Genomic DNA, 17,281 nt, shown 5'->3' on the forward strand with positions numbered 1-17,281 from the left:
GCCGAAAAGCTCAGAACCCGATCGGCCCCTCGATTACCGGCTCTGGCCTGCCTTTCCAGCTCAGCCGCCAGACGTCCCCCTGGCGCACCGACTGGACGGCAGCGGGACGCAATATGGCAAAGCAGGTTCCGCTATCGTGGCGGACTGACGGGTAGACGATGCCGTTCAGCCCGGACCGTCTGGCTTCGAGTGCCAGTCGGTTGCCCTCCGGGTAGCCGAGCGCCTTATCCGGCGAGAGCGCCGGATGATCGGGCAGCGTCCTCAGGTCGAGGAATTCTCCCGACGTGCTGCAGAGCATTTCCGCATAATCGGCCACCGCTTCATAGACGCCCGTTCGTGACAGGAATTCCGTCATGTGAAAGGCGATTTCGGCGAGGCAGGTGCCTACGCCGAGCGCCGCATACCAGGCACCCCGGGTCTCACCGTTGAAGCGATTGGGTTCGCGCGGCTTGGCATAGGCGAAGCTAGCATTGATGAAATGCGCATGTGGCACGTCATAGACCAGCTCGTTGGCAGCCAGCCCGGAAATACCTGTTGACTGGGCCTGGATGCGGGTCGACGTGGCCGCCTCGATCTCGGCGAGTTCGGCGAGTTCATCGGCCGTATCGGCGAGTGGCGCGAGCACGGCTTGGCGCAAGCGTGCGGTGGAGACGAGACGCACGGTCCTTGGATAGGCGACAATGCTCACCGGAACGCCGTCGACCTCCAAGTCAGAGGCCCCCGCGCACGGCGTCGAGATAGCGGCGGACCTCCAGCATATGCGGGATCCCGCCCTCGATCATGGCAGCGACCGGCGTGCGGCGATCAAAGAGCGGCCCGGTATTTTCCAGCATCGGCCAGCGATCAGCCATGGCATCGACGAAGAGCAGATGCAGCGCCTTGTAGATGCCGGTCAGCGCCGAGATCCGGGTCATCTGATCCTGGCTCAGGGTTTTCGTGACGCTCTCAGGCTTCAACCGTTCCCAGGTGCTGAGCGAGACCCCGAGCAAGGCCGCCGCCTGCTGGCTCGTCAGGTCCCACTGAATGACCAGACGGCGAAAGGCTTTGAGCGCAGTTGCCGAAAGACGCTTCCGATCGGCTTCGATCGAGAAGCCCTTAGGCGGAGCGGCATCCGAGACGGCGTTGCGTTCGACGGCATGGAGCATAATCGGCATCCTTCAAGTGACATGCTAAATATGCGTCATTTGAAGGTTTTTTCAAGTGGACGGCAACACTGGGGCCAACAAAGTGGACATTGTGGAACGCCGGCGGCGGCTTGTCCGGCCTCAGATCACCCGCCGCGCCATGCCGACCGAACGCGGCGCAGTCTCGTCGAAGCCGAACTGGCTGTAGAGGCGGTTTGCCGGCACGTCGGCGATCAGGCTGACATAAGCCGTATTCGGCAGCGTGGCGATGAAGTCGGAGAGCGCCGCCATGATCCATTTCGCGAGCCCCCTGCCCTGATGCGCGGGCAGGATGGCGATGTCGGTCACCTGGAAGAAGCAGCCGCCATCGCCGATGATGCGGCCCATGCCAACGGTCTGGTCTCCCAGCATCAGGCTGACGCCAAAGATCGAGTTCGGCAGGCCTTTTTCCGCAGCTTCGCGGGCAAACGGCGTGAGGCCGGATTCAAGGCGAAGACGCATGTAGTCGTCGACGGCGGGCACACGGGGTTCGATGCGGTAGGCGCTGTTGTCGGTCACGTCTGGTTTTCCTGTTGATTGTGTCTTGATCAGCCGAGCCAGCCGGGCTGCAGGCGCACGGTTTCCATGCCGGCAAAGCGGGCGATACGCTGGAGTTCGGCTTCCAGCTTATCGAGGCGACCGGCCGTCGGTTTCACGCCTGGCTCCAGCCAGAGGCGGCGGACATCGAGAAGACCTTCCCTGCGTTCCGCCTTCATGTCGATGCGACCGATCAGGCGGTCGCCCTCCAAGAGCGGAAAGACATAGTAACCGTATTGGCGCTTCGGCTCTGGCACGAAGACTTCGATGCGGTAGAAGAAGCCGAAGAGGCGTTCGGTGCGGTTCCGGTCACGGATCAGGGGATCGAAGGGCGAGAGCACGCGGATGCGGGCCGGCGGCTCGGGGGCGTCGAGGAGCGATGCAACCCGGTCAGCGAAGGCAAAGGAGGCGCGTGGTTTCCCATCGACTGTTACCAGTTGCAGTTCTTGAAGTTCGTCACGATGGGCAACGATCCAGGCCTTGGCCTCGTCGGGAGTGACGATATCGAAAAAGGCGGCGATCTCGCCTGAGGTGGCGAAGCCGAGGCGGATGAGTGCTGCCCGGCAGGCCCAGTCGACGAAAGTTTCGTGATCGACTTCGGCGGTGTGATGTTCGGTTGGGATCACGCGTTCGGAGAGGTCATAGACCTTCTGGAAACCCTCGCGGCGCGCAATCGACAGTTTGCCGGTATGCCACAGAAATTCCAGCGCCGTCTTCGAGGGATGCCAGTTCCACCAGCCACCGGACTTGTGGTCCTCGGCCTTCACATCGCGGGCCATGACCGGACCGTGGTCACGGATGCGGGCATAGGTCTCCTCGAAGGCCTGATCGAAGCCCTCCCCTCGCCACTTCGCCCAGTTCTGCCGGATGCGCTCTTCACGTCGGACGAAGCGGTGCTTCCAATAGGGGAAGAAGGCCGAGGGAATAACGGAGGCGTCATGCGTCCAGTGCTCGAAAAGCGAGCGATCCTTTTCGAGAAGATGCTGCAGATCTTTGGTCCGATAGGTCTGGTTGCGGGAGAACAGGATCTGGTGATGGGCGCGCTCGACCCACTGGATGCTATCAACCTGAACGAAGCCGAGATCGTGGATCAGGTCGTAAAGCCCCTGACGCCCGAGCGCCTTTGTCGGCGAGCGGGACAGTCCCTGCCGTTCCAGGAAGATCTTTCGCGCGAGCGTGTTGGGGACGGGAATCGTCATGGCTGAGAGGCTAGGACATGTTCGCGGTTTGTTCAATGGGCGAAAACTTGTGGTAGTGGAGAGCTGCCGCGTCAGGCCGCGTCACGGTCGGCATGTTCCAAGACGTACTGGTCTCTGGCACCATGATCTCTGTCGGTCTATAGGATCACGGACTGCCCTCGGAGAATCTCCGCCTTGCATATCCGTTTCGATCAGGCCGAATTGCGCTTCGGCGACCGCGTGGCTCTCTTGCCGCTGTCGCTGTCGCTCGTCGAGCCGCGCATCGGCGTGATCGGGCTTAATGGTTCGGGCAAGACGAGTTTCGCGCGGCTTATTGCGGGCCTCGCCAAGCCGACATCGGGCACGGTGATGCTGGACGGGCTCGATACCGTTACCGACGAAAAGGCGGCGCGGGCGAAGACGGGATTCATCTTCCAGAACCCGGGCCATCAGATCATTTTGCCGGTCATTCGCGAGGATATCGCACTGGGGCCGAAGGCGCGGGGGCTGGCCGCTCCCGACGTGGATCGACTGGTGGATGAGGTCCTCGCCCGGTTCGGGATCAGCGATCTCGCGGCGAGGCGTCCCCACGAGCTATCGGGCGGTGAGCTGCAGTTAGCGGCGCTTGCAGCGGTCTGCGTCAACAGGCCTGACGTCGTCATCTTCGACGAGCCGACCAATCAGCTTGATCTCAAGAACCGCGCCCGGGTGAAGTCGGCGATCGACGGGCTTGCCGAACAGGCCGTGGTCATCAGCCACGATCTCGACCTCGTCGCGGATTTCGGTCGCGTGCTGGTGTTCCATGACGGCGTGCTCGCCTTCGATGGCGCAGGCCAGGACTCCATCGCCCGCTACCGGGAGATCGCCGGATGCTGACGAGCCTGCATGTGGAGGGCCGGAGCCTTCTCCATCGCATCCCCGTCAAGCCGAAGCTTGTCGGGCTGATGGCTTTCGGGCTGGCGCTCTATCTTGTCCATCAACCGCTCGCCCTGACCCTGGCCCTGATCGCCACCGGCACTCTCTATCTGTCGACCGGTGTCGGCCTGTCGGAAGGATTTCGGCGGCTGAAGCCCGTGCTCTTCACGATCGCCTTCCTCGCTGTGGTCAATCTCTTGCTGCTGTCGCCGCAAGAGGTCCTCGTGATCACGCTCAGGCTCGTTGCGATCCTGTTCCTCGCGGCTGCCGTTACGGCTTCCACCAGCATTGCCGACTTCATGGCCGCCGTTACCGATCTTGCCCGACCACTCGAGCGGCTCGGGCTCCTCAAAGCCGCAGATCTCGGTCTCGCGCTCGGGCTGGTGCTGCGTTTCGTGCCGGAGATTGTCGGGCGTTACGAAGCGCTGAAAGAGGCACATGCGGCGCGCGGCATTCCGGTGAAGCTCTCGCGCATGCTCGGGCCCCTCATCATTTCGACGTTGAAGGATGCCGATCGGATCGCCGAAGCGATTGACGCCCGGGGGATTAGGGGTCAGTAAAAACCCCAGAAAGTTTACCGGGGACCCGTTCAATGACCACCAGAGACATCGTGCTCGCCGCCCTCTTCACCGCTATCATCATCGTGCTCGGCTTCATTCCGCCGGTGCCGATCCCGCTGCTGCCGGTGCCGATCACGGCGCAGTCCATGGGCGTCATGCTCGCCGGCTGCATCATCGGGGCGAAGCGCGGTGCGGCCGCCTATGCCCTGCTCGTCGTGCTCGTCGCCGTCGGCCTGCCGGTGCTTTCGGGTGGTCGCGGTGGCCTCAACGTGCTTATGGGCCCGACGGGCGGTTACATCTTCGGCTGGATCATCGGTGCTTTCGTCACTGGCTTCCTCGCCGAAAAGCTCGTGCGCGAAGGCCAGTCGGCTGCCAAGCAAATGGCCGGCTTCTTCATTGCTTCCATCGTCGGCGGCATCGGCGTGGTCTATCTCTGCGGCATGCCGTGGCTCTCGGTCGCGGCCGGCACGCCCTTCGACAAGGTCGTCCTGGGCTCGCTGGCCTTCATTCCCGGCGACCTGGTCAAGGCGGCGATTGCCACGCTTGCAGCGCGCGCCGTGCTCGTCGGCTACCCGCTTCTGCCGGCCCGCGCATAACACCCAGAAAGCGTCGTTCAAGAATCGAAATGCCACCGCTAAGGTGGCATTTTCCGTTCTTGGGTCTGGGGGATTTCGAACCGTGACGACCGTGCCAACACTGATCTTGGCCTGCGCTCTGCAGGCCCTCGCCACCACCGCAGTCCTGGCAAACGACACCATGGCGACGCTGGAGGCAGGCGGCCTCGTCTTCACGCGCAGCAATGAGATCACCATGGCGCGGGAAGATCTCTACATTTCGCCGGAAAAGGTGGAGGTGAAATACCTCTATCGCAATACCAGCAACAAGCCGGTGACGACCATCGTTGCCTTCCCAATGCCGAAAATCGGCGGGCCGATCGAGATCATGTCGGCGGTGCCCGACGAGCAGAGCGACAACTTCATGGACTTCTCGGTCATTCAGGAGGGCGCGGAGATCGAGCCGAACTTGCAACAGCGTGTGCTCGTTCGCGGCATCGACTTCACCGCAGATGTCGAAGAGCAGGAAATCCCGCTGCAGCCTCTCCTCAAGGAAACGACGGAAGCGCTGAAGACGCTGGAACCCGATGTTATCAAGGATTGGCTGGCCAAGGGCCTGATCGCCGACATCAATTACGGCACGGGTGGCGAGGCTTCTCCGGAATATGTGCCCGTCTGGGAACTCGAATCCATCTACTGGTGGGAGACGACCTTCCCGGCCGGCGCAGACGTTGAAGTCGAGCATCGCTATCGCCCGAGCGTCGGCGGGAGTGCCGGTCTCGTGTTCATGTGGGACGGCAAGCCATCGGATGCCTATGCCGAGTACCAACAGCGCTATTGCGTCGATGACAACTTTCTGAAGGCTGCGATCAAGCTGGAGAAGAAGCAGAACCCGGATGCCGGGATCTACTATTTCGAGCAGTGGCTCTCCTACATCCTGACCACAGGCAACAACTGGTATGGACCGATTGGCGACTTTCGCCTGACCATCGACAAGCTGAATCCGGACTCGATCGTCAGCTTCTGCGGGCAAGGCGTGAAGAAGACCGGGCCGACGACATTCGAAATGCGCGCCAAGGACTTCTATCCCGAACGCGACCTCAACATCCTTCTCGTCGTTTCGAACAAGGTGGCCACGCAAGGCCCGTAAAATGGTCGCATTTGCTACCAAATTCGGCGACTGCGGTCATTCGGCCATGTCTTGGTAACGGCTTGTAAAATCGTTTCCGACAGGATTGCCAGCGATCGATCGTTTCCGGTGTCCCCCTGAGCACTCCATGATGGAGGCGCAAACGCCCGAACGGATCATGTCACCGCTGCATCTGGACGCCGGCATTCCGGCTGTCTCGCAATTATCGCGCGCCCGAAAGTCATGATCATGTTCCTTAAAAACCTTTCGCTCAGCAAAAAGCTGATCCTCACCTTTTGCACCATCATGGCCGGATGTTTCCTGGCCTCCGTCGTCGTCTTCCTGCAGGCCTATACGGCCAAGTCCGCGCTGATCGATCAGGATCGCGCGCAGCGCATCGTCAATCTCGTCGATGCCGCGAAGACCGCGATGGCCGAGCAAGCTGCAAACGAACGCGGCTACCTGCTGTTCGGCAGCGAAAGCACGCTTGCCGCGGTGACCACCGAGCGTCACGCCCTTGATGCAGCGATCATCGAAGCGAAAACGCTGGCAGCAAGCGACAATGCACTCATCTCCCGGCTTGATGCCATGCGGGCCGCCGCCGAAACCTATGCAAAACAGGTCGCCGATCCGCAGATCGCCGCTCGCAAGGCCGGCCAGACATCCGTCGAAGACATCGCGACGATCGGCAGCTCTGGCGCTGCGGGCGCCCTCGATTCCTTCCGGGCTGCGGCCGCCGACATCAAGACTTTGCTGGCAACGGAGACGGCGGCCACCCGCGCCCGTCTTGACGCGGCACATTTCGCCCTCGAACTGGCGCTGATCCTCGGTGCGGCCGTCGCCGGCGTGTTTGCGGTCGGGCTGATCTGGCTGCTTGCCCGCTCGATCGTCACGCCGATCACCGGCATGACCGATGCCATGGCCCGTCTCGCCGCCGGCGACCACGCCGTCGAAGTGCCGGCCGTCGACCGTGGCGATGAGGTCGGCCGCATGGCCAAAGCCGTGCTGGTGTTCAAGGATGCGGCGATCGAAAGCGCGCGCATGTCCGACGAGCGCCGCGCGATGCGCGAGCAGGCCGAGGCCGACCGCCAGAAGGCCGAAGCGGAAAAGGCCCGCGAGGCGGAAGAAGTGCGCTTCGCGATGACCGAACTCGCCAAGGGCCTCTCGGCACTCTCGGAAGGTGACGTCGTGTTCCGGCTCGAAAAGCCCTTCGCAGCCCATCTCGATAGTCTGCGTGGCAACTTCAATGATTCACTCGAAAAGCTTCATGCGGCGCTGAGAACCGTGGGCGCCAACGCCCATGCGATCCATGCCGGTGCCGCCGAAATCCGCGCTTCCGCGGACGATCTTGCGCGGCGCACGGAACAGCAGGCGGCGTCTGTCGAGGAGACGGCCGCTGCCGTCGAGCAGGTCACAAAGACCGTACGCGACACGGCCAAACGCGCCGAAGATGTCGGTCAGCTCGTCGACAGCACGCGTTCCGGTGCCGAACGCTCCGGTGAGGTTGTCCGGAACGCCGTTCAGGCGATGACGGAGATCGAGCAGTCGTCGCAGTCAATCTCCAGCATCATCGGCGTGATCGAAGACATCGCCTTCCAGACAAATCTCCTGGCACTGAATGCCGGCGTCGAGGCGGCCCGTGCCGGCGAGGCCGGCAAGGGTTTTGCCGTCGTCGCCCAGGAAGTGCGGGAGCTGGCGCAACGCTCGGCCAATGCCGCAAAGGAGATCAAGTCGCTGATTTCACGTTCGACCGCGCAGGTCGGCAATGGCGTGGCGCTGGTCGGCGAGACCGGCACGGAACTCGAAAAGATCGTCAGCGCCGTTCAGGAGATCAGCCACCATGTCGGCGCGATCGTCACCGCAGCGCGCGAACAGGCCACGGGTCTGCAGGAAATCAACCTCGCCGTCACCGCGATGGACCAGGGCACGCAGCAGAATGCCGCCATGGTCGAAGAGCAGACAGCCGCTTCGCATACGCTGGCGGCGGAGGCGGATTCGCTCAACACGCTGCTCGCCCAGTTCCGTCTGGGTCAGGGCGCATCAGCGGCCGCGCCTATCCGGACGCAGCACCGCGCAACGGCGCCCGCGTATGCGGCGCCCGCACCCGCTGCTCGGCCCGCACCGCGACAGCCGGCTGCTGCCTCTGCCGCCAATACGCCTGCCCCGTCGCCGGCGCGCGCGCTCGCGAGCAAACTCGGCCGCGCCTTCAGCATGGGTTCTGCGGCGCCCGCAGAACCGGCAAAGCAGGACTGGACGGAATTCTGATCGGCACGCGCCGGCGACCTTCCAGCGGAATCAGGAAAGCCCGTGGCTTGCGCCACGGGCTTTCCCTTTTGCCTGAACTCGAAACCGTCAGGCTACCGGTCGTCCTCGACATCATCGACGACGTCCGTCATGGGGCGGTCCGCACCGTCCGCATGTTCGTGATGCCACTCGCCTTCGGCGTCCTGCCAGCTGATTTCGGCGTCGCCATCGGCAAGCTGCTGGGCGCCTGCGGCCTTGCGGGCTGCAGCCACCGCTTCGTCGTGTGTCGGAAACGGCTCCGAATAGACGTTGCCAAGGCGGTAGGCATAACCTTCGTCATGCTCCACGACGTGATAGGTGACCTTGACCATGGCAGGTCTCAGTTCCAGCGCCAGCGGCTGTCGCGGGCCGGAGGAGTGGAATTGGCAAGCAGGTAGCCGACGATACCGCCGACGATGCCGAGCGTGATCAGGCCGGCGGAGGTGGCGGCTGCCGGATGACGGCGAACCACGCCAGCGACCGTATCGGCGCCTTCGCGAGCATAATCAGCCACAACATGGGCCGTGCGCGAGGCACCGTTGACGACATCAGACGCCCGGTTGCGGATGTCATCGCGGTCGTAGCCGGTCACGGAAGAAGCCGCGCGGCCCGCTTCGTCCAGCGCTTCGGAGGCGCGGTTGCGCATGTTGCGGCTGCTGCGGCCCGCTTCGCGGCTGATCATGTCCTTCAGATCATTCATCTGTTCGCGCAGTTCACGAAGTTCTGCCTGGAGGTTGGAAGACGCCATGGTGATACCCTTTCCGTTGTTCGTGTTGTTGCCGAGGAAACGTCGCGAATGCCGGATGGTTCCATTTGCAGAATGTGAGAGCACGTCAGAAACGAAAAACGCCCGGTGCGAGGCACCGGGCGTCAAAAAGCGCATTTTGCTGGACGATTACTTCGTCGCGGCTTCGTACATTTCCAGGACATAATCCCAGTTGATCAGGCTGTCGACGAAGGCTTCGAGGTACTTCGGACGGGCATTGCGGTAGTCGATGTAGTAGGAGTGTTCCCAAACGTCGACGCCGAGGATCGGGGACGCGCCGTGGATCAGCGGGCTTTCGCCATTCGGGGTCTTGGAGATTTCGAGCTTGCCGTCCTTGACGGAGAGCCAGGCCCAACCCGAGCCGAACTGGGTGGTGCCGGCTGCGACGAAATCGGCCTTGAACTTGTCATAGCCGCCGAGATCGCTGTCGACTGCAGCCTGAAGCTTGCCGGGCAGCTTGTTGCCGCCGCCATCCTTCTTCATCCAGTTCCAGAAGTGGATGTGGTTGTAGTGCTGGCCGGCATTGTTGAAGAGGCCGGCGTTCTTGCCGTAGGACTGCTTGACGACTTCCTCGAGCGACAGGCCTTCGAGGCCCGAATCCTTCAGGAGGTTGTTGCCGTTGGTCACATAGGCCTGGTGGTGCTTGTCGTGGTGAAACTCGAGCGTTTCAGCCGACATGAACGGTGCCAGCGAGTCGTAAGCATACGGGAGGGCGGGCAATTCGAAGGCCATGGTGAGATCTCCTTTTGGCAAATGGATTGCGGTTTGGCAGGTGACGGGAACATAGGTGCGGAACATCGCTCAGGCAACCTTTGCCCTTCCAAATTCCGGCCTCCAAGGGAAAGAAATGTCTTCCGTTTTTGGACTTGCACGACTTGGCGTTCCGGCCGACGCTCCGCGCCACAATGCACCCAACCGAGGTCCCCCATGTTCCGTTCCCACCCGCTTCTTGTGGCTACCGCGCTCGCCTTCATTCCCTTCGCCTCATCGGCGCTCGCCTCGTCGGGCGATGCCTGGGACGAATTCGCCAGGGATGTCGCTGCCAAATGCACTGTGCTGGCCGAGAGCCGGATCGAGCAGCCGAAGGTGGTTGTCGATCCCTTCGGGACGGAGAGCTATGGCGTGGCGATCCTGACCGGCAAGGCCGTCGGGGCCGATGCGATCGTCAGCTCGATCTGCGTCTATGACAAGAAGAGCCAGGCAGCGGAAATCGGCGGGGAACTGCCGGCTGACCAGGTGGTCATCAGCATCCCCTGAAGAGGTCAGGCCTCGTAGATATCAGGCTCCGGCAGGCCATCGATCGGAAAGCCGAACTCGGTGCGGGCGATCTTGCATTCCTCGTCGCCGGGCATGCAGGTGCGGCAGACATGCGGGCGCACGAGATAGACCGCGCAGCCGACATGTTTGCCGACCTCGCCGGTCAGCGCCGCACAACGCCCATTCTCGAACTTCATGCCGCTTTCGTCCTTGGCGATCATCGCCTCGGGGATGGCGGCGATTTCCTCGTCGCTTTCCATGGAAAAGCGCGGCCAGTCGGCGGAATAGGCGCAACAGGCGCCGCAGGCCTGGCAGTCGAAGATCTCGGGCGGAGAGGTTTCGAGCATGGCTCAGCGCCTCGCGGCGCGGACGCGCATCAGGTTCATGGCGAAGAAACCGGTGAAGCCCAGCATCAACAGGCCGACGAAGACAGGCCCGGCATCGACGGAGATCAGATCCATGGTCAGCCCCGTGCTGCCGGAGCCGGCGGCACTGCCTATGGCGTAGGCGAGTGCGAAAACGGCGGCACCCGAGACCAGCAGGCCACCACGAAAGCGCTCGCCGAGCAGGGTCAGCGCTGCGGTATAAAGCGAGAAGCTTGCAGCACCGAGGATCGAGATGGTGACCAGCAGCGCTGCCTGCGAGGTCATGAAGGGCAGAGCGAGGAAGGCGACAGCAGCGATTGCCGAGCCGGAGACGGCGATGACGGGCCGCGACAGCCGGTCGAGCAGCCAGCCGACAAAGGGCTGGGCGAGTGCCGTCGGCAGCGCCACCATGGTGACGACGAAGGCCGCAAAGTTCTGGCTGTAGCCGCGTTCGACGAAATAGAGCGGGATCATCGAGATCGCCGCGATATCCGAAAAGCCGAAGGCGACGACCATCAGGGTCAGGACCGGCGCCATTTTCACGAAAGTGAGGAGCCCGCCGGCTTCCGAGGCTTCCGGCTTGGTCTTGGCATAGCGACCGAGCATGACCGAGGCGAAGGCTACGAGGGCGACATAGGCCGCCGTCAGCGCGAAGGCGAAGCCGTCCTCGATGCCGAGAAGCGGAATGGCGAGCGGACCTGCGGCAAAGCCTGCACACATGCCAGCGCTATAGGCGCCGGAGACGCGGCCGCGCAGGCGGTCCGGACAGGCGGTGTTCAGCCAGGCCTCGGAAACCGTGTAGATGATGCTGGTGCAGAAGCCGAGTAGAAAGCGGGCGACGAACCAGACCCAGAGCTGGTCAAAGGCTGCGAAGGTGGCGAGGCAGACAGACACCCCGAGCAGCGAGGCCACGATCAGCCGGTCGCCGCGTATCCTCTGCGTCAGTCTGCCGATCAGCAGCGTCGACGAGGCGAGGCCGAGCGCAAAGACCGAGGCGTTCAAGCCCGCCATGCTGGAGGAGACACCCCGGCTTTCGAGGATCAGCGAGATCAACGGATAGGTGAGCCCCTGCCCCACAGCAAAGGCGGTGACGCCCAGAATGACAACCGCGATCGCCGCCCAATCAGGCGCGATGTCGGCTGCGATATCCGTGGTGTGTGCCGTGTGCATGGAGCCTCCGAGGCGCGTTTCACCGCCCGTCGATTGAAGGCCCGGTCTAGCGGGGGGATTGGGGGAAGTCCAGAGAGGGAGGCGAGAGCGTCACGGCTATCATGCCTGTAACAATACCCCCCTCTGTCACTGCGTGACATCTCCCCCACAAGGGGGGAGAGCGGAGCGCCACGTATGACGCTGCGCTTAACGCCCTCAAAGGCGGGGAATAGGCCGGCCGGTCAGTCGCTCTCCCCCCATGTGGAGGAGATGCCCGGCAGGGCAGAGGGGGGCTTGCCTGAGACAGGTTAGGGTCGCATCAAACCCCTAGGTCAACCCGCCGCAATAACCCCCGGCACGTCCTGGCCCAACGCCGCGAAAACCGTCTTCAGGATGCCGGCAGCATCCAGGCCGGCCTTGGCATACATGGTTTCCGGCTTGGCCTGGTCCATCCAGACATCCGGCAGCACGAGCGAGCGGACCTTCAACCCGTTGTCGAGCAGGCCCTCGTTGACGAGGAAATGCATGACATGGCTGCCGAAGCCGCCGACGGCGCCTTCTTCGACCGTAACCACCACCTGATGGTGGCGGGCGAGCTGGCGGATCAGGTCGTGGTCCAGAGGCTTGGCGAAACGGGCATCGGCAACCGTGGTCGAGAGGCCTGATGCGTCGAGGTCTTCCGCGGCCAGCAGGCAGTCGGCCAGACGCGTGCCGAAGGAGAGGAGTGCGACCTTGGAGCCCTGCTTGACGATGCGGCCACGGCCGATCTCAAGGATTTCGCCGCGTTCGGGCATGGGAACGCCCACACCTTCGCCGCGCGGATAGCGGAAGGAGATCGGACCTTCGTCATAGGCAGCTGCGGTCCGGACCATATGCTTCAGCTCCGCCTCGTCGGCCGCGGCCATGACCACGAAGCCGGGGAGAGCCGCAAGGAAACCGGTATCGAAGGAGCCGGCATGGGTCGGGCCATCGGCGCCGACGAAACCAGCGCGGTCGATGGGAAATCGCACCGGCAGCCCCTGAATGCCGACATCATGCACGACCTGGTCGTAGCCGCGCTGCAGGAAGGTCGAATAGAGCGCGCAGAACGGCTTGAAGCCTTCGGCAGCAAGACCGGCTGCAAAGGTCACCGCATGCTGTTCGGCAATGCCGACATCGAAGGTGCGCTCGGGGAAGAGCGACTGCAGCTTGTCGAGGCCGGTGCCCGAGGGCATTGCAGCTGTGACGCCGACGATCTTCTCGTCACGGCGGGCTTCCTCGACAAGCGCATCGGCGAAGACGGCGGTGTAAGCCGGTGCGTTCGGCTTGGCCTTGGCCTGGGTGCCGGTGATGACGTCGAACTTGTTGACGCCGTGATACTTGTCGGCGGCGGCCTCTGCCGGAGCGTAGCCCTTGCCCTTCTGGGTCACGACATGGATCAGCACGGGGCCCTTGGCGTTGTCGCGGACATTGCGCAGAACGGGCAGCAGGTGATCGAAGGAATGACCGTCGATCGGGCCGATGTGGTAGAAGCCGAGCTCTTCAAACATGGTGCCGCCGGTGACGTAACCACGGGCGTGCTCAACGGCGCGGGTGATCGCGCGGTCGACGGTCTTGCCGAGATAGGCGGTCAGTTTCTTGCCGAATTCGCGGAAGCCCATGTAGCTGCGGCCGGAGGCGAGGCGCGCGAGATAGGCGCTCATCGCGCCCGTCGGCGGAGCGATCGACATATCGTTGTCGTTGAGGATGACGATCAGGCGAGCGTCGAGGGCGCCGGCATTGTTCAGTGCCTCATAGGCCATGCCGGCGGACATGGCGCCGTCGCCGATCACGGCGATCACCTTGCGGTCAGTCTTCGACAGCTCGGCCGCGACCGCCATGCCGAGGCCTGCGGAAATCGAGGTCGAGGAATGGGCCGCGCCGAAGGGGTCGTATTCGCTTTCCGCGCGCTTGGTGAAGCCGGAGAGGCCGTCTTCCTGGCGCAGCGTGCGGATCCGCTCGCGGCGACCGGTCAGGATCTTGTGCGGATAACACTGGTGTCCGACGTCGAAGATCAGCCGATCATCCGGCGTTTCGAAGACCTTGTGGATGGCGATCGTCAGTTCGACGACGCCGAGGCCGGCGCCCAGATGCCCTCCCGTCTTCGACACCGCGTCGATCATCTCGTCGCGGACCTCGCGCGCCAGCTGCGGCAGGTCGCGATCCTCAATGGCCTTCAAGTCTTTCGGGAGCTTGACCTTGTCCAGGAGCGGGGTATCGGGCAGAGATGTCACGGGCTGATGCCTCTTCAGTCTGTTTGGATGCGCGATACCATCCCCCGACGATCAGGGCAATTCCACGTCATCAAGCGCTTATATAGCGGTCAACGGCCCTCCGGCAAAGGTACGAACTCGTCTTCGTCGCCGGGAACGATGTCAAAACGGCCAGTTCTCCACTCTTCCTTGGCCTGTTCGATGCGTTCCTTGGACGACGATACAAAGTTCCACCAGATATGTTTCCTGGTTTCCATGGCCGTACCGCCGAAGAGCATGACGTGACAGCCTGTCGCGCCGCCGATCAGGGTGATCTCGTCGCCGGGGCGGAAGACGAGAAGCTGGTCCTGGGCAAAGCGGTCGCCGGCGATCTCGATCTCGCCGGAGAGAATGTAGAGCGCGCGCTCTTCCTGGCCGGCGTCGAAGGGGAAGCGGGCACCGGGCTCGAGAGTGAGGTCAACATAGAGGGTCTCGGAGAAAGTCGTGACTGGCGAACGCAATCCGCCCATGCCGCCGATGACGAGGCGACCGGAAGCGCCGCGGTCGCTGAAGGTCGGCAGCTCGCCCTTCGCCGTATGGGCGAAGGCCGGGTCGATCTCCTCCAGATGATCCGGGAGCGCGATCCAGGTCTGCAGTCCCGACATCGAGAGTGGATGACCGCGCAGGTTCTCAGGCGTGCGCTCGGAATGGACGATGCCAGAGCCTGATGTCATCAGGTTGATGTCGCCCGGAGCGATCACCAGCTCCGTGCCGAGGCTGTCGCGATGCTTGATCTCGCCGTCGAAGAGATAGGTGACGGTCGAGAGGCCGATGTGCGGATGCGGACGGACATCCATGGCTTCGCCCGCCTTCAGAACGGCAGGTCCCATGCGGTCGAAGAAGATGAAGGGCCCCACGAGACGGCGCCGGACAGAGGGGAGCGCGCGCCGCACCGCAAAACCGCCGATGTCGCTGGAACGGGGAATGATCAGGTGTTCGATGGCGTCGCAGGCAAAGGCATCGCCGGGGACGGGGTCATTTCCGGGAAAGAAGGACATGAAAAACCTCTTCGTTTGCGTGCAGAGCGCGCCGCTCTCGTGGGGTGATGCTCCCATCATAGGGCGCTACCGAGCGACCACCGAGGTCTTTTTTCGATGGTCACGAGAACGGAACGAGACGTGATCTGCCTCTGAATCGGATAGCCATCGACGATCAGAAGCTTCCGAAGCTGATGCCCAATGCGACGATCGCCGCACAGGCGACCAGAGGCACCAGGACAGCGACGACGAAGATGTCGCCGTAAGCCTGACGGTGGGTCATGCCACAGATCCCGAGCAGGGTAATGACGGCGCCGTTGTGCGGCAAGGTATCGAGCCCTCCCGTCGCAACGGCAATCACCCTGTGCAGGAGAGCGGGATCCACGTTCTGGCTTACCGCCTGCGCAACGAGCGTCGGACCCAGCACGTCCAGCGCGATCGACATTCCGCCAGAGGCCGAGCCCGTAATCCCGGAGAGAAGCCCCGAGGACAGTGCTGCCGATATCACGACATTGCCGCCGGACAGGCCGTCGATCGCTGACCGCAAGACTTCGAAGCCCGGGAGGATGGCAATCACGGCGCCGAAGCCAACGAGGCTTGCCGTATTGAACAGTGGAAGGAGCGAGCTTTCTGCGCCCGCCCCAGTCGTTTCGAGGATCTTCGGTGGTGGGCTGACGACAAGGGCGAGCACCAGACCGAAGGTCAGGGCCGCGATGACGGACCAGAGCCCCTTGACCCTGGCCAGCTCCGTTGCACCATAAACCGGATCTGCCAGATAGCTGGTATCGAGACCCGGCAGGATGAACTGATCCATCAGCAGCGTCATGGGCGCCACCGATGCAATCGGCAGGGCCGCCCGCCACAGGGGCAGCGCAACCGTCTCCGACGCGGCACCGTTTCGAACAGGTGGCGGCTCTCCGGCCAGACGTGCGGTTCTTGTCCGAAGCCAGAGAAGTCCAAGACCAAGCATGATGCCGCCAGCAATCAGGCCGAGACCCGGGGCCGCAAAAGGCGTCGTGGCAAATGTCGCCATCGGAATGGCGTTCTGGATCGACGGCGTTCCGGGAAGTGCCGTCATGGTGAAGGTGAAGGCACCGAGCGCAATGGTCGCCGGGATCAGCCGGGCTGGAAGGCCGGTCTGAATGAAGAGGGCACGCGCCAAAGGCCAGGCAGTGAACGCCACGACGAACAGCGAGACGCCACCATAGGTCAAAACAGCGCAGGCAAGCACCACGGCAGGTATCGCGTTCTTGCGGCCCACCAGGTCCGCAATCGCCCTTGCCAGTGTGTCTGCGGCCCCGGACATCTCCATCACCCGCCCGAACATGGCCCCCAGCAAAAAGAGCGGGAAGAAGGAGATGACGAACCCTCCCGCTCCCTTCATGAAGACCTGGGTATAGCTGGCCAGCGCCGGATCTCCGGACAGAAAGGCGGCGACCACGGCAAGCAGCGGCGCAAGTGCCAGGACGGATGCGCCAGCCCAAGCCCCGGGAATGAGCAGCGTCAGGGCAAGCAGGATGATGAGGACAGACATGGGGGCCCCTCTTTATTGCGCTGCAATATATAGAGGAATTGACCCCGGTGAGCTACCGGCAACTCGCCCGCATCATCGGCCATTCTTGCAAGGCAAGGATATGAGCATGAAGCAAATCTGCAACGTCGAGATCAGACCAGGAGCAGGCTTTCATGCATTAATTCTTCATCAGTTATATCTAATGATTTTCATCGTAGCCGATTGATCCGTCCGGTATGGCTCGCCCGACAGACGAAGGAAGCGAGGCAATTTTGGTGAAGAAAATACTGGCGGTGGATGATTCAAAAACCATCCTGTCCATGGTTACCCAGACGCTTGAAAACGCAGGCTATGAGACGCTGCAGGCGGAAGATGGTATCCAGGGTCTGGAAGCGCTGGAAGGCGGCGCACCTGACCTCATCATCACCGACATCAACATGCCAAGGCTTGACGGGTTCGGGTTCATCGAGCGAATTCGCCGCAGCGATCGCTACAGGGCCATCCCAATCCTTGTGCTCACGACGGAAAACGATCCTCAGAAGCGCGAACGCGCCCGTAAAGCCGGCGCCACAGGCTGGATCGTCAAGCCTTTCGAAGCGGCCAAACTTGTCGACGCTGTGGGACGGCTGAGCGCCTGAGCTTCCGATGCCAGCCCCCTTGCAAAC

The 17,281-nt window shown here is 62.8% G+C and carries 19 protein-coding genes; 7 read left to right on the forward strand and 12 right to left on the reverse strand.

Features of this window, described 5'->3' with window-relative positions:
• Window positions 1–10: 10 nt before the first annotated feature.
• The 4 genes from SJY08_RS12895 to SJY08_RS12910 all read right to left on the reverse strand — a co-directional run bounded on the left by SJY08_RS12895 (window position 11) and on the right by SJY08_RS12910 (window position 2,899).
• Window positions 11–709, reverse strand: a complete 699-nt coding sequence (locus SJY08_RS12895) for an RES family NAD+ phosphorylase (protein WP_377276077.1) — start codon at window positions 707–709, stop codon at window positions 11–13.
• 1 nt (window position 710) lies between these two features.
• Window positions 711–1,145: an antitoxin Xre-like helix-turn-helix domain-containing protein gene (locus SJY08_RS12900; RefSeq protein WP_377276079.1), complete on the reverse strand. Its 435-nt coding sequence runs from the start codon at window positions 1,143–1,145 to the stop codon at window positions 711–713.
• 120 nt (window positions 1,146–1,265) lie between these two features.
• Window positions 1,266–1,625 (reverse strand): GNAT family N-acetyltransferase, encoded by a 360-nt coding sequence (locus SJY08_RS12905; protein WP_377278587.1) that lies wholly within the window; start codon window positions 1,623–1,625, stop codon window positions 1,266–1,268.
• Between the two features lie 86 nt (window positions 1,626–1,711).
• On the reverse strand, window positions 1,712–2,899 hold the full coding sequence (locus SJY08_RS12910) for a winged helix-turn-helix domain-containing protein (RefSeq protein WP_377276081.1): 1,188 nt from the start codon (window positions 2,897–2,899) through the stop codon (window positions 1,712–1,714).
• 174 nt (window positions 2,900–3,073) lie between these two features.
• Between SJY08_RS12910 and SJY08_RS12915 the strand changes: the two genes are divergently transcribed.
• From SJY08_RS12915 to SJY08_RS12935, 5 genes are all read left to right on the forward strand, one after another.
• Complete coding sequence (locus SJY08_RS12915; RefSeq protein WP_377276083.1) at window positions 3,074–3,754, forward strand: energy-coupling factor ABC transporter ATP-binding protein; 681 nt, start codon at window positions 3,074–3,076, stop codon at window positions 3,752–3,754.
• Complete coding sequence (locus SJY08_RS12920) at window positions 3,748–4,353, forward strand: energy-coupling factor transporter transmembrane component T family protein (protein WP_377276085.1); 606 nt, start codon at window positions 3,748–3,750, stop codon at window positions 4,351–4,353. Before SJY08_RS12915 ends, SJY08_RS12920 begins: the two co-directional genes overlap by 7 nt.
• Window positions 4,354–4,385: 32 nt before the next feature.
• Entirely contained in the window at window positions 4,386–4,949 is a 564-nt protein-coding gene (locus tag SJY08_RS12925; protein WP_153761650.1) for a biotin transporter BioY, read from the forward strand.
• 82 nt (window positions 4,950–5,031) lie between these two features.
• Window positions 5,032–6,057 carry a DUF4424 domain-containing protein gene (locus SJY08_RS12930; protein WP_377276087.1) on the forward strand — a complete coding sequence of 342 codons (1,026 nt, stop codon included), beginning with the start codon at window positions 5,032–5,034 and terminating at the stop codon, window positions 6,055–6,057.
• A 228-nt stretch (window positions 6,058–6,285) separates the two neighbouring features.
• Window positions 6,286–8,301 carry a methyl-accepting chemotaxis protein gene (locus SJY08_RS12935; RefSeq protein WP_377276089.1) on the forward strand — a complete coding sequence of 672 codons (2,016 nt, stop codon included), beginning with the start codon at window positions 6,286–6,288 and terminating at the stop codon, window positions 8,299–8,301.
• Between the two features lie 92 nt (window positions 8,302–8,393).
• On the opposite strand, the gene SJY08_RS12940 is transcribed toward SJY08_RS12935, so the two are convergent.
• The 3 genes from SJY08_RS12940 to SJY08_RS12950 all read right to left on the reverse strand — a co-directional run bounded on the left by SJY08_RS12940 (window position 8,394) and on the right by SJY08_RS12950 (window position 9,817).
• Window positions 8,394–8,651, reverse strand: a complete 258-nt coding sequence (locus SJY08_RS12940) for a DUF2188 domain-containing protein (RefSeq protein WP_054148923.1) — start codon at window positions 8,649–8,651, stop codon at window positions 8,394–8,396.
• An 8-nt stretch (window positions 8,652–8,659) separates the two neighbouring features.
• A complete protein-coding gene (locus SJY08_RS12945; RefSeq protein WP_153761647.1) occupies window positions 8,660–9,067 on the reverse strand; it encodes a hypothetical protein in 408 nt (135 codons plus the stop codon).
• Window positions 9,068–9,214: 147 nt separating this feature from the next.
• Window positions 9,215–9,817: a superoxide dismutase gene (locus tag SJY08_RS12950; protein WP_054148921.1), complete on the reverse strand. Its 603-nt coding sequence runs from the start codon at window positions 9,815–9,817 to the stop codon at window positions 9,215–9,217.
• 195 nt (window positions 9,818–10,012) lie between these two features.
• Between SJY08_RS12950 and SJY08_RS12955 the strand changes: the two genes are divergently transcribed.
• Window positions 10,013–10,342, forward strand: coding sequence for a hypothetical protein (locus tag SJY08_RS12955; protein WP_377276092.1), 330 nt, complete (start codon window positions 10,013–10,015; stop codon window positions 10,340–10,342).
• A 5-nt stretch (window positions 10,343–10,347) separates the two neighbouring features.
• On the opposite strand, the gene SJY08_RS12960 is transcribed toward SJY08_RS12955, so the two are convergent.
• The 5 genes from SJY08_RS12960 to SJY08_RS12980 all read right to left on the reverse strand — a co-directional run bounded on the left by SJY08_RS12960 (window position 10,348) and on the right by SJY08_RS12980 (window position 16,637).
• Window positions 10,348–10,689: a YkgJ family cysteine cluster protein gene (locus SJY08_RS12960; RefSeq protein WP_153761645.1), complete on the reverse strand. Its 342-nt coding sequence runs from the start codon at window positions 10,687–10,689 to the stop codon at window positions 10,348–10,350.
• Between the two features lie 3 nt (window positions 10,690–10,692).
• Window positions 10,693–11,877 carry an MFS transporter gene (locus SJY08_RS12965; protein ID WP_377276094.1) on the reverse strand — a complete coding sequence of 395 codons (1,185 nt, stop codon included), beginning with the start codon at window positions 11,875–11,877 and terminating at the stop codon, window positions 10,693–10,695.
• Between the two features lie 311 nt (window positions 11,878–12,188).
• The gene (gene dxs, locus SJY08_RS12970) at window positions 12,189–14,108 is read right to left on the reverse strand and encodes a 1-deoxy-D-xylulose-5-phosphate synthase (RefSeq protein ID WP_153761643.1); all 1,920 of its coding nucleotides are present in this window, start codon (window positions 14,106–14,108) and stop codon (window positions 12,189–12,191) included.
• 89 nt (window positions 14,109–14,197) lie between these two features.
• Complete coding sequence (locus SJY08_RS12975; RefSeq protein WP_377276097.1) at window positions 14,198–15,124, reverse strand: pirin family protein; 927 nt, start codon at window positions 15,122–15,124, stop codon at window positions 14,198–14,200.
• A gap of 154 nt (window positions 15,125–15,278) precedes the next feature.
• Window positions 15,279–16,637: a GntP family permease gene (locus SJY08_RS12980; protein WP_377276099.1), complete on the reverse strand. Its 1,359-nt coding sequence runs from the start codon at window positions 16,635–16,637 to the stop codon at window positions 15,279–15,281.
• 251 nt (window positions 16,638–16,888) lie between these two features.
• On the opposite strand from SJY08_RS12980, the gene SJY08_RS12985 reads away from it, so the two are divergent.
• The gene (locus SJY08_RS12985; protein WP_300888912.1) at window positions 16,889–17,254 is read left to right on the forward strand and encodes a response regulator; all 366 of its coding nucleotides are present in this window, start codon (window positions 16,889–16,891) and stop codon (window positions 17,252–17,254) included.
• Window positions 17,255–17,281 lie beyond the last annotated feature (27 nt).

Source organism: Rhizobium sp. R86522 (assembly GCF_042466255.1).
GTDB lineage: Bacteria > Pseudomonadota > Alphaproteobacteria > Rhizobiales > Rhizobiaceae > Allorhizobium.

Bases quoted from the DNA above. Each gene is read 5' to 3' on its own strand.
- SJY08_RS12920 (WP_377276085.1), top strand. From the start codon at position 3,748: ATGCTGACGAGCCTGCATGTGGAGGGCCGGAGCCTTCTCCATCGCATC.
- SJY08_RS12925 (WP_153761650.1), top strand. From the start codon at position 4,386: ATGACCACCAGAGACATCGTGCTCGCCGCCCTCTTCACCGCTATCATC.
- SJY08_RS12965 (WP_377276094.1), bottom strand. From the start codon at position 11,877: ATGCACACGGCACACACCACGGATATCGCAGCCGACATCGCGCCTGAT.
- SJY08_RS12975 (WP_377276097.1), bottom strand. From the start codon at position 15,124: ATGTCCTTCTTTCCCGGAAATGACCCCGTCCCCGGCGATGCCTTTGCC.
- SJY08_RS12940 (WP_054148923.1), bottom strand. From the start codon at position 8,651: ATGGTCAAGGTCACCTATCACGTCGTGGAGCATGACGAAGGTTATGCC.
- SJY08_RS12955 (WP_377276092.1), top strand. From the start codon at position 10,013: ATGTTCCGTTCCCACCCGCTTCTTGTGGCTACCGCGCTCGCCTTCATT.
- SJY08_RS12980 (WP_377276099.1), bottom strand. From the start codon at position 16,637: ATGTCTGTCCTCATCATCCTGCTTGCCCTGACGCTGCTCATTCCCGGG.
- SJY08_RS12960 (WP_153761645.1), bottom strand. From the start codon at position 10,689: ATGCTCGAAACCTCTCCGCCCGAGATCTTCGACTGCCAGGCCTGCGGC.
- SJY08_RS12905 (WP_377278587.1), bottom strand. From the start codon at position 1,625: ATGCGTCTTCGCCTTGAATCCGGCCTCACGCCGTTTGCCCGCGAAGCT.
- SJY08_RS12950 (WP_054148921.1), bottom strand. From the start codon at position 9,817: ATGGCCTTCGAATTGCCCGCCCTCCCGTATGCTTACGACTCGCTGGCA.
- SJY08_RS12935 (WP_377276089.1), top strand. From the start codon at position 6,286: ATGTTCCTTAAAAACCTTTCGCTCAGCAAAAAGCTGATCCTCACCTTT.
- SJY08_RS12910 (WP_377276081.1), bottom strand. From the start codon at position 2,899: ATGACGATTCCCGTCCCCAACACGCTCGCGCGAAAGATCTTCCTGGAA.
- SJY08_RS12900 (WP_377276079.1), bottom strand. From the start codon at position 1,145: ATGCTCCATGCCGTCGAACGCAACGCCGTCTCGGATGCCGCTCCGCCT.
- SJY08_RS12945 (WP_153761647.1), bottom strand. From the start codon at position 9,067: ATGGCGTCTTCCAACCTCCAGGCAGAACTTCGTGAACTGCGCGAACAG.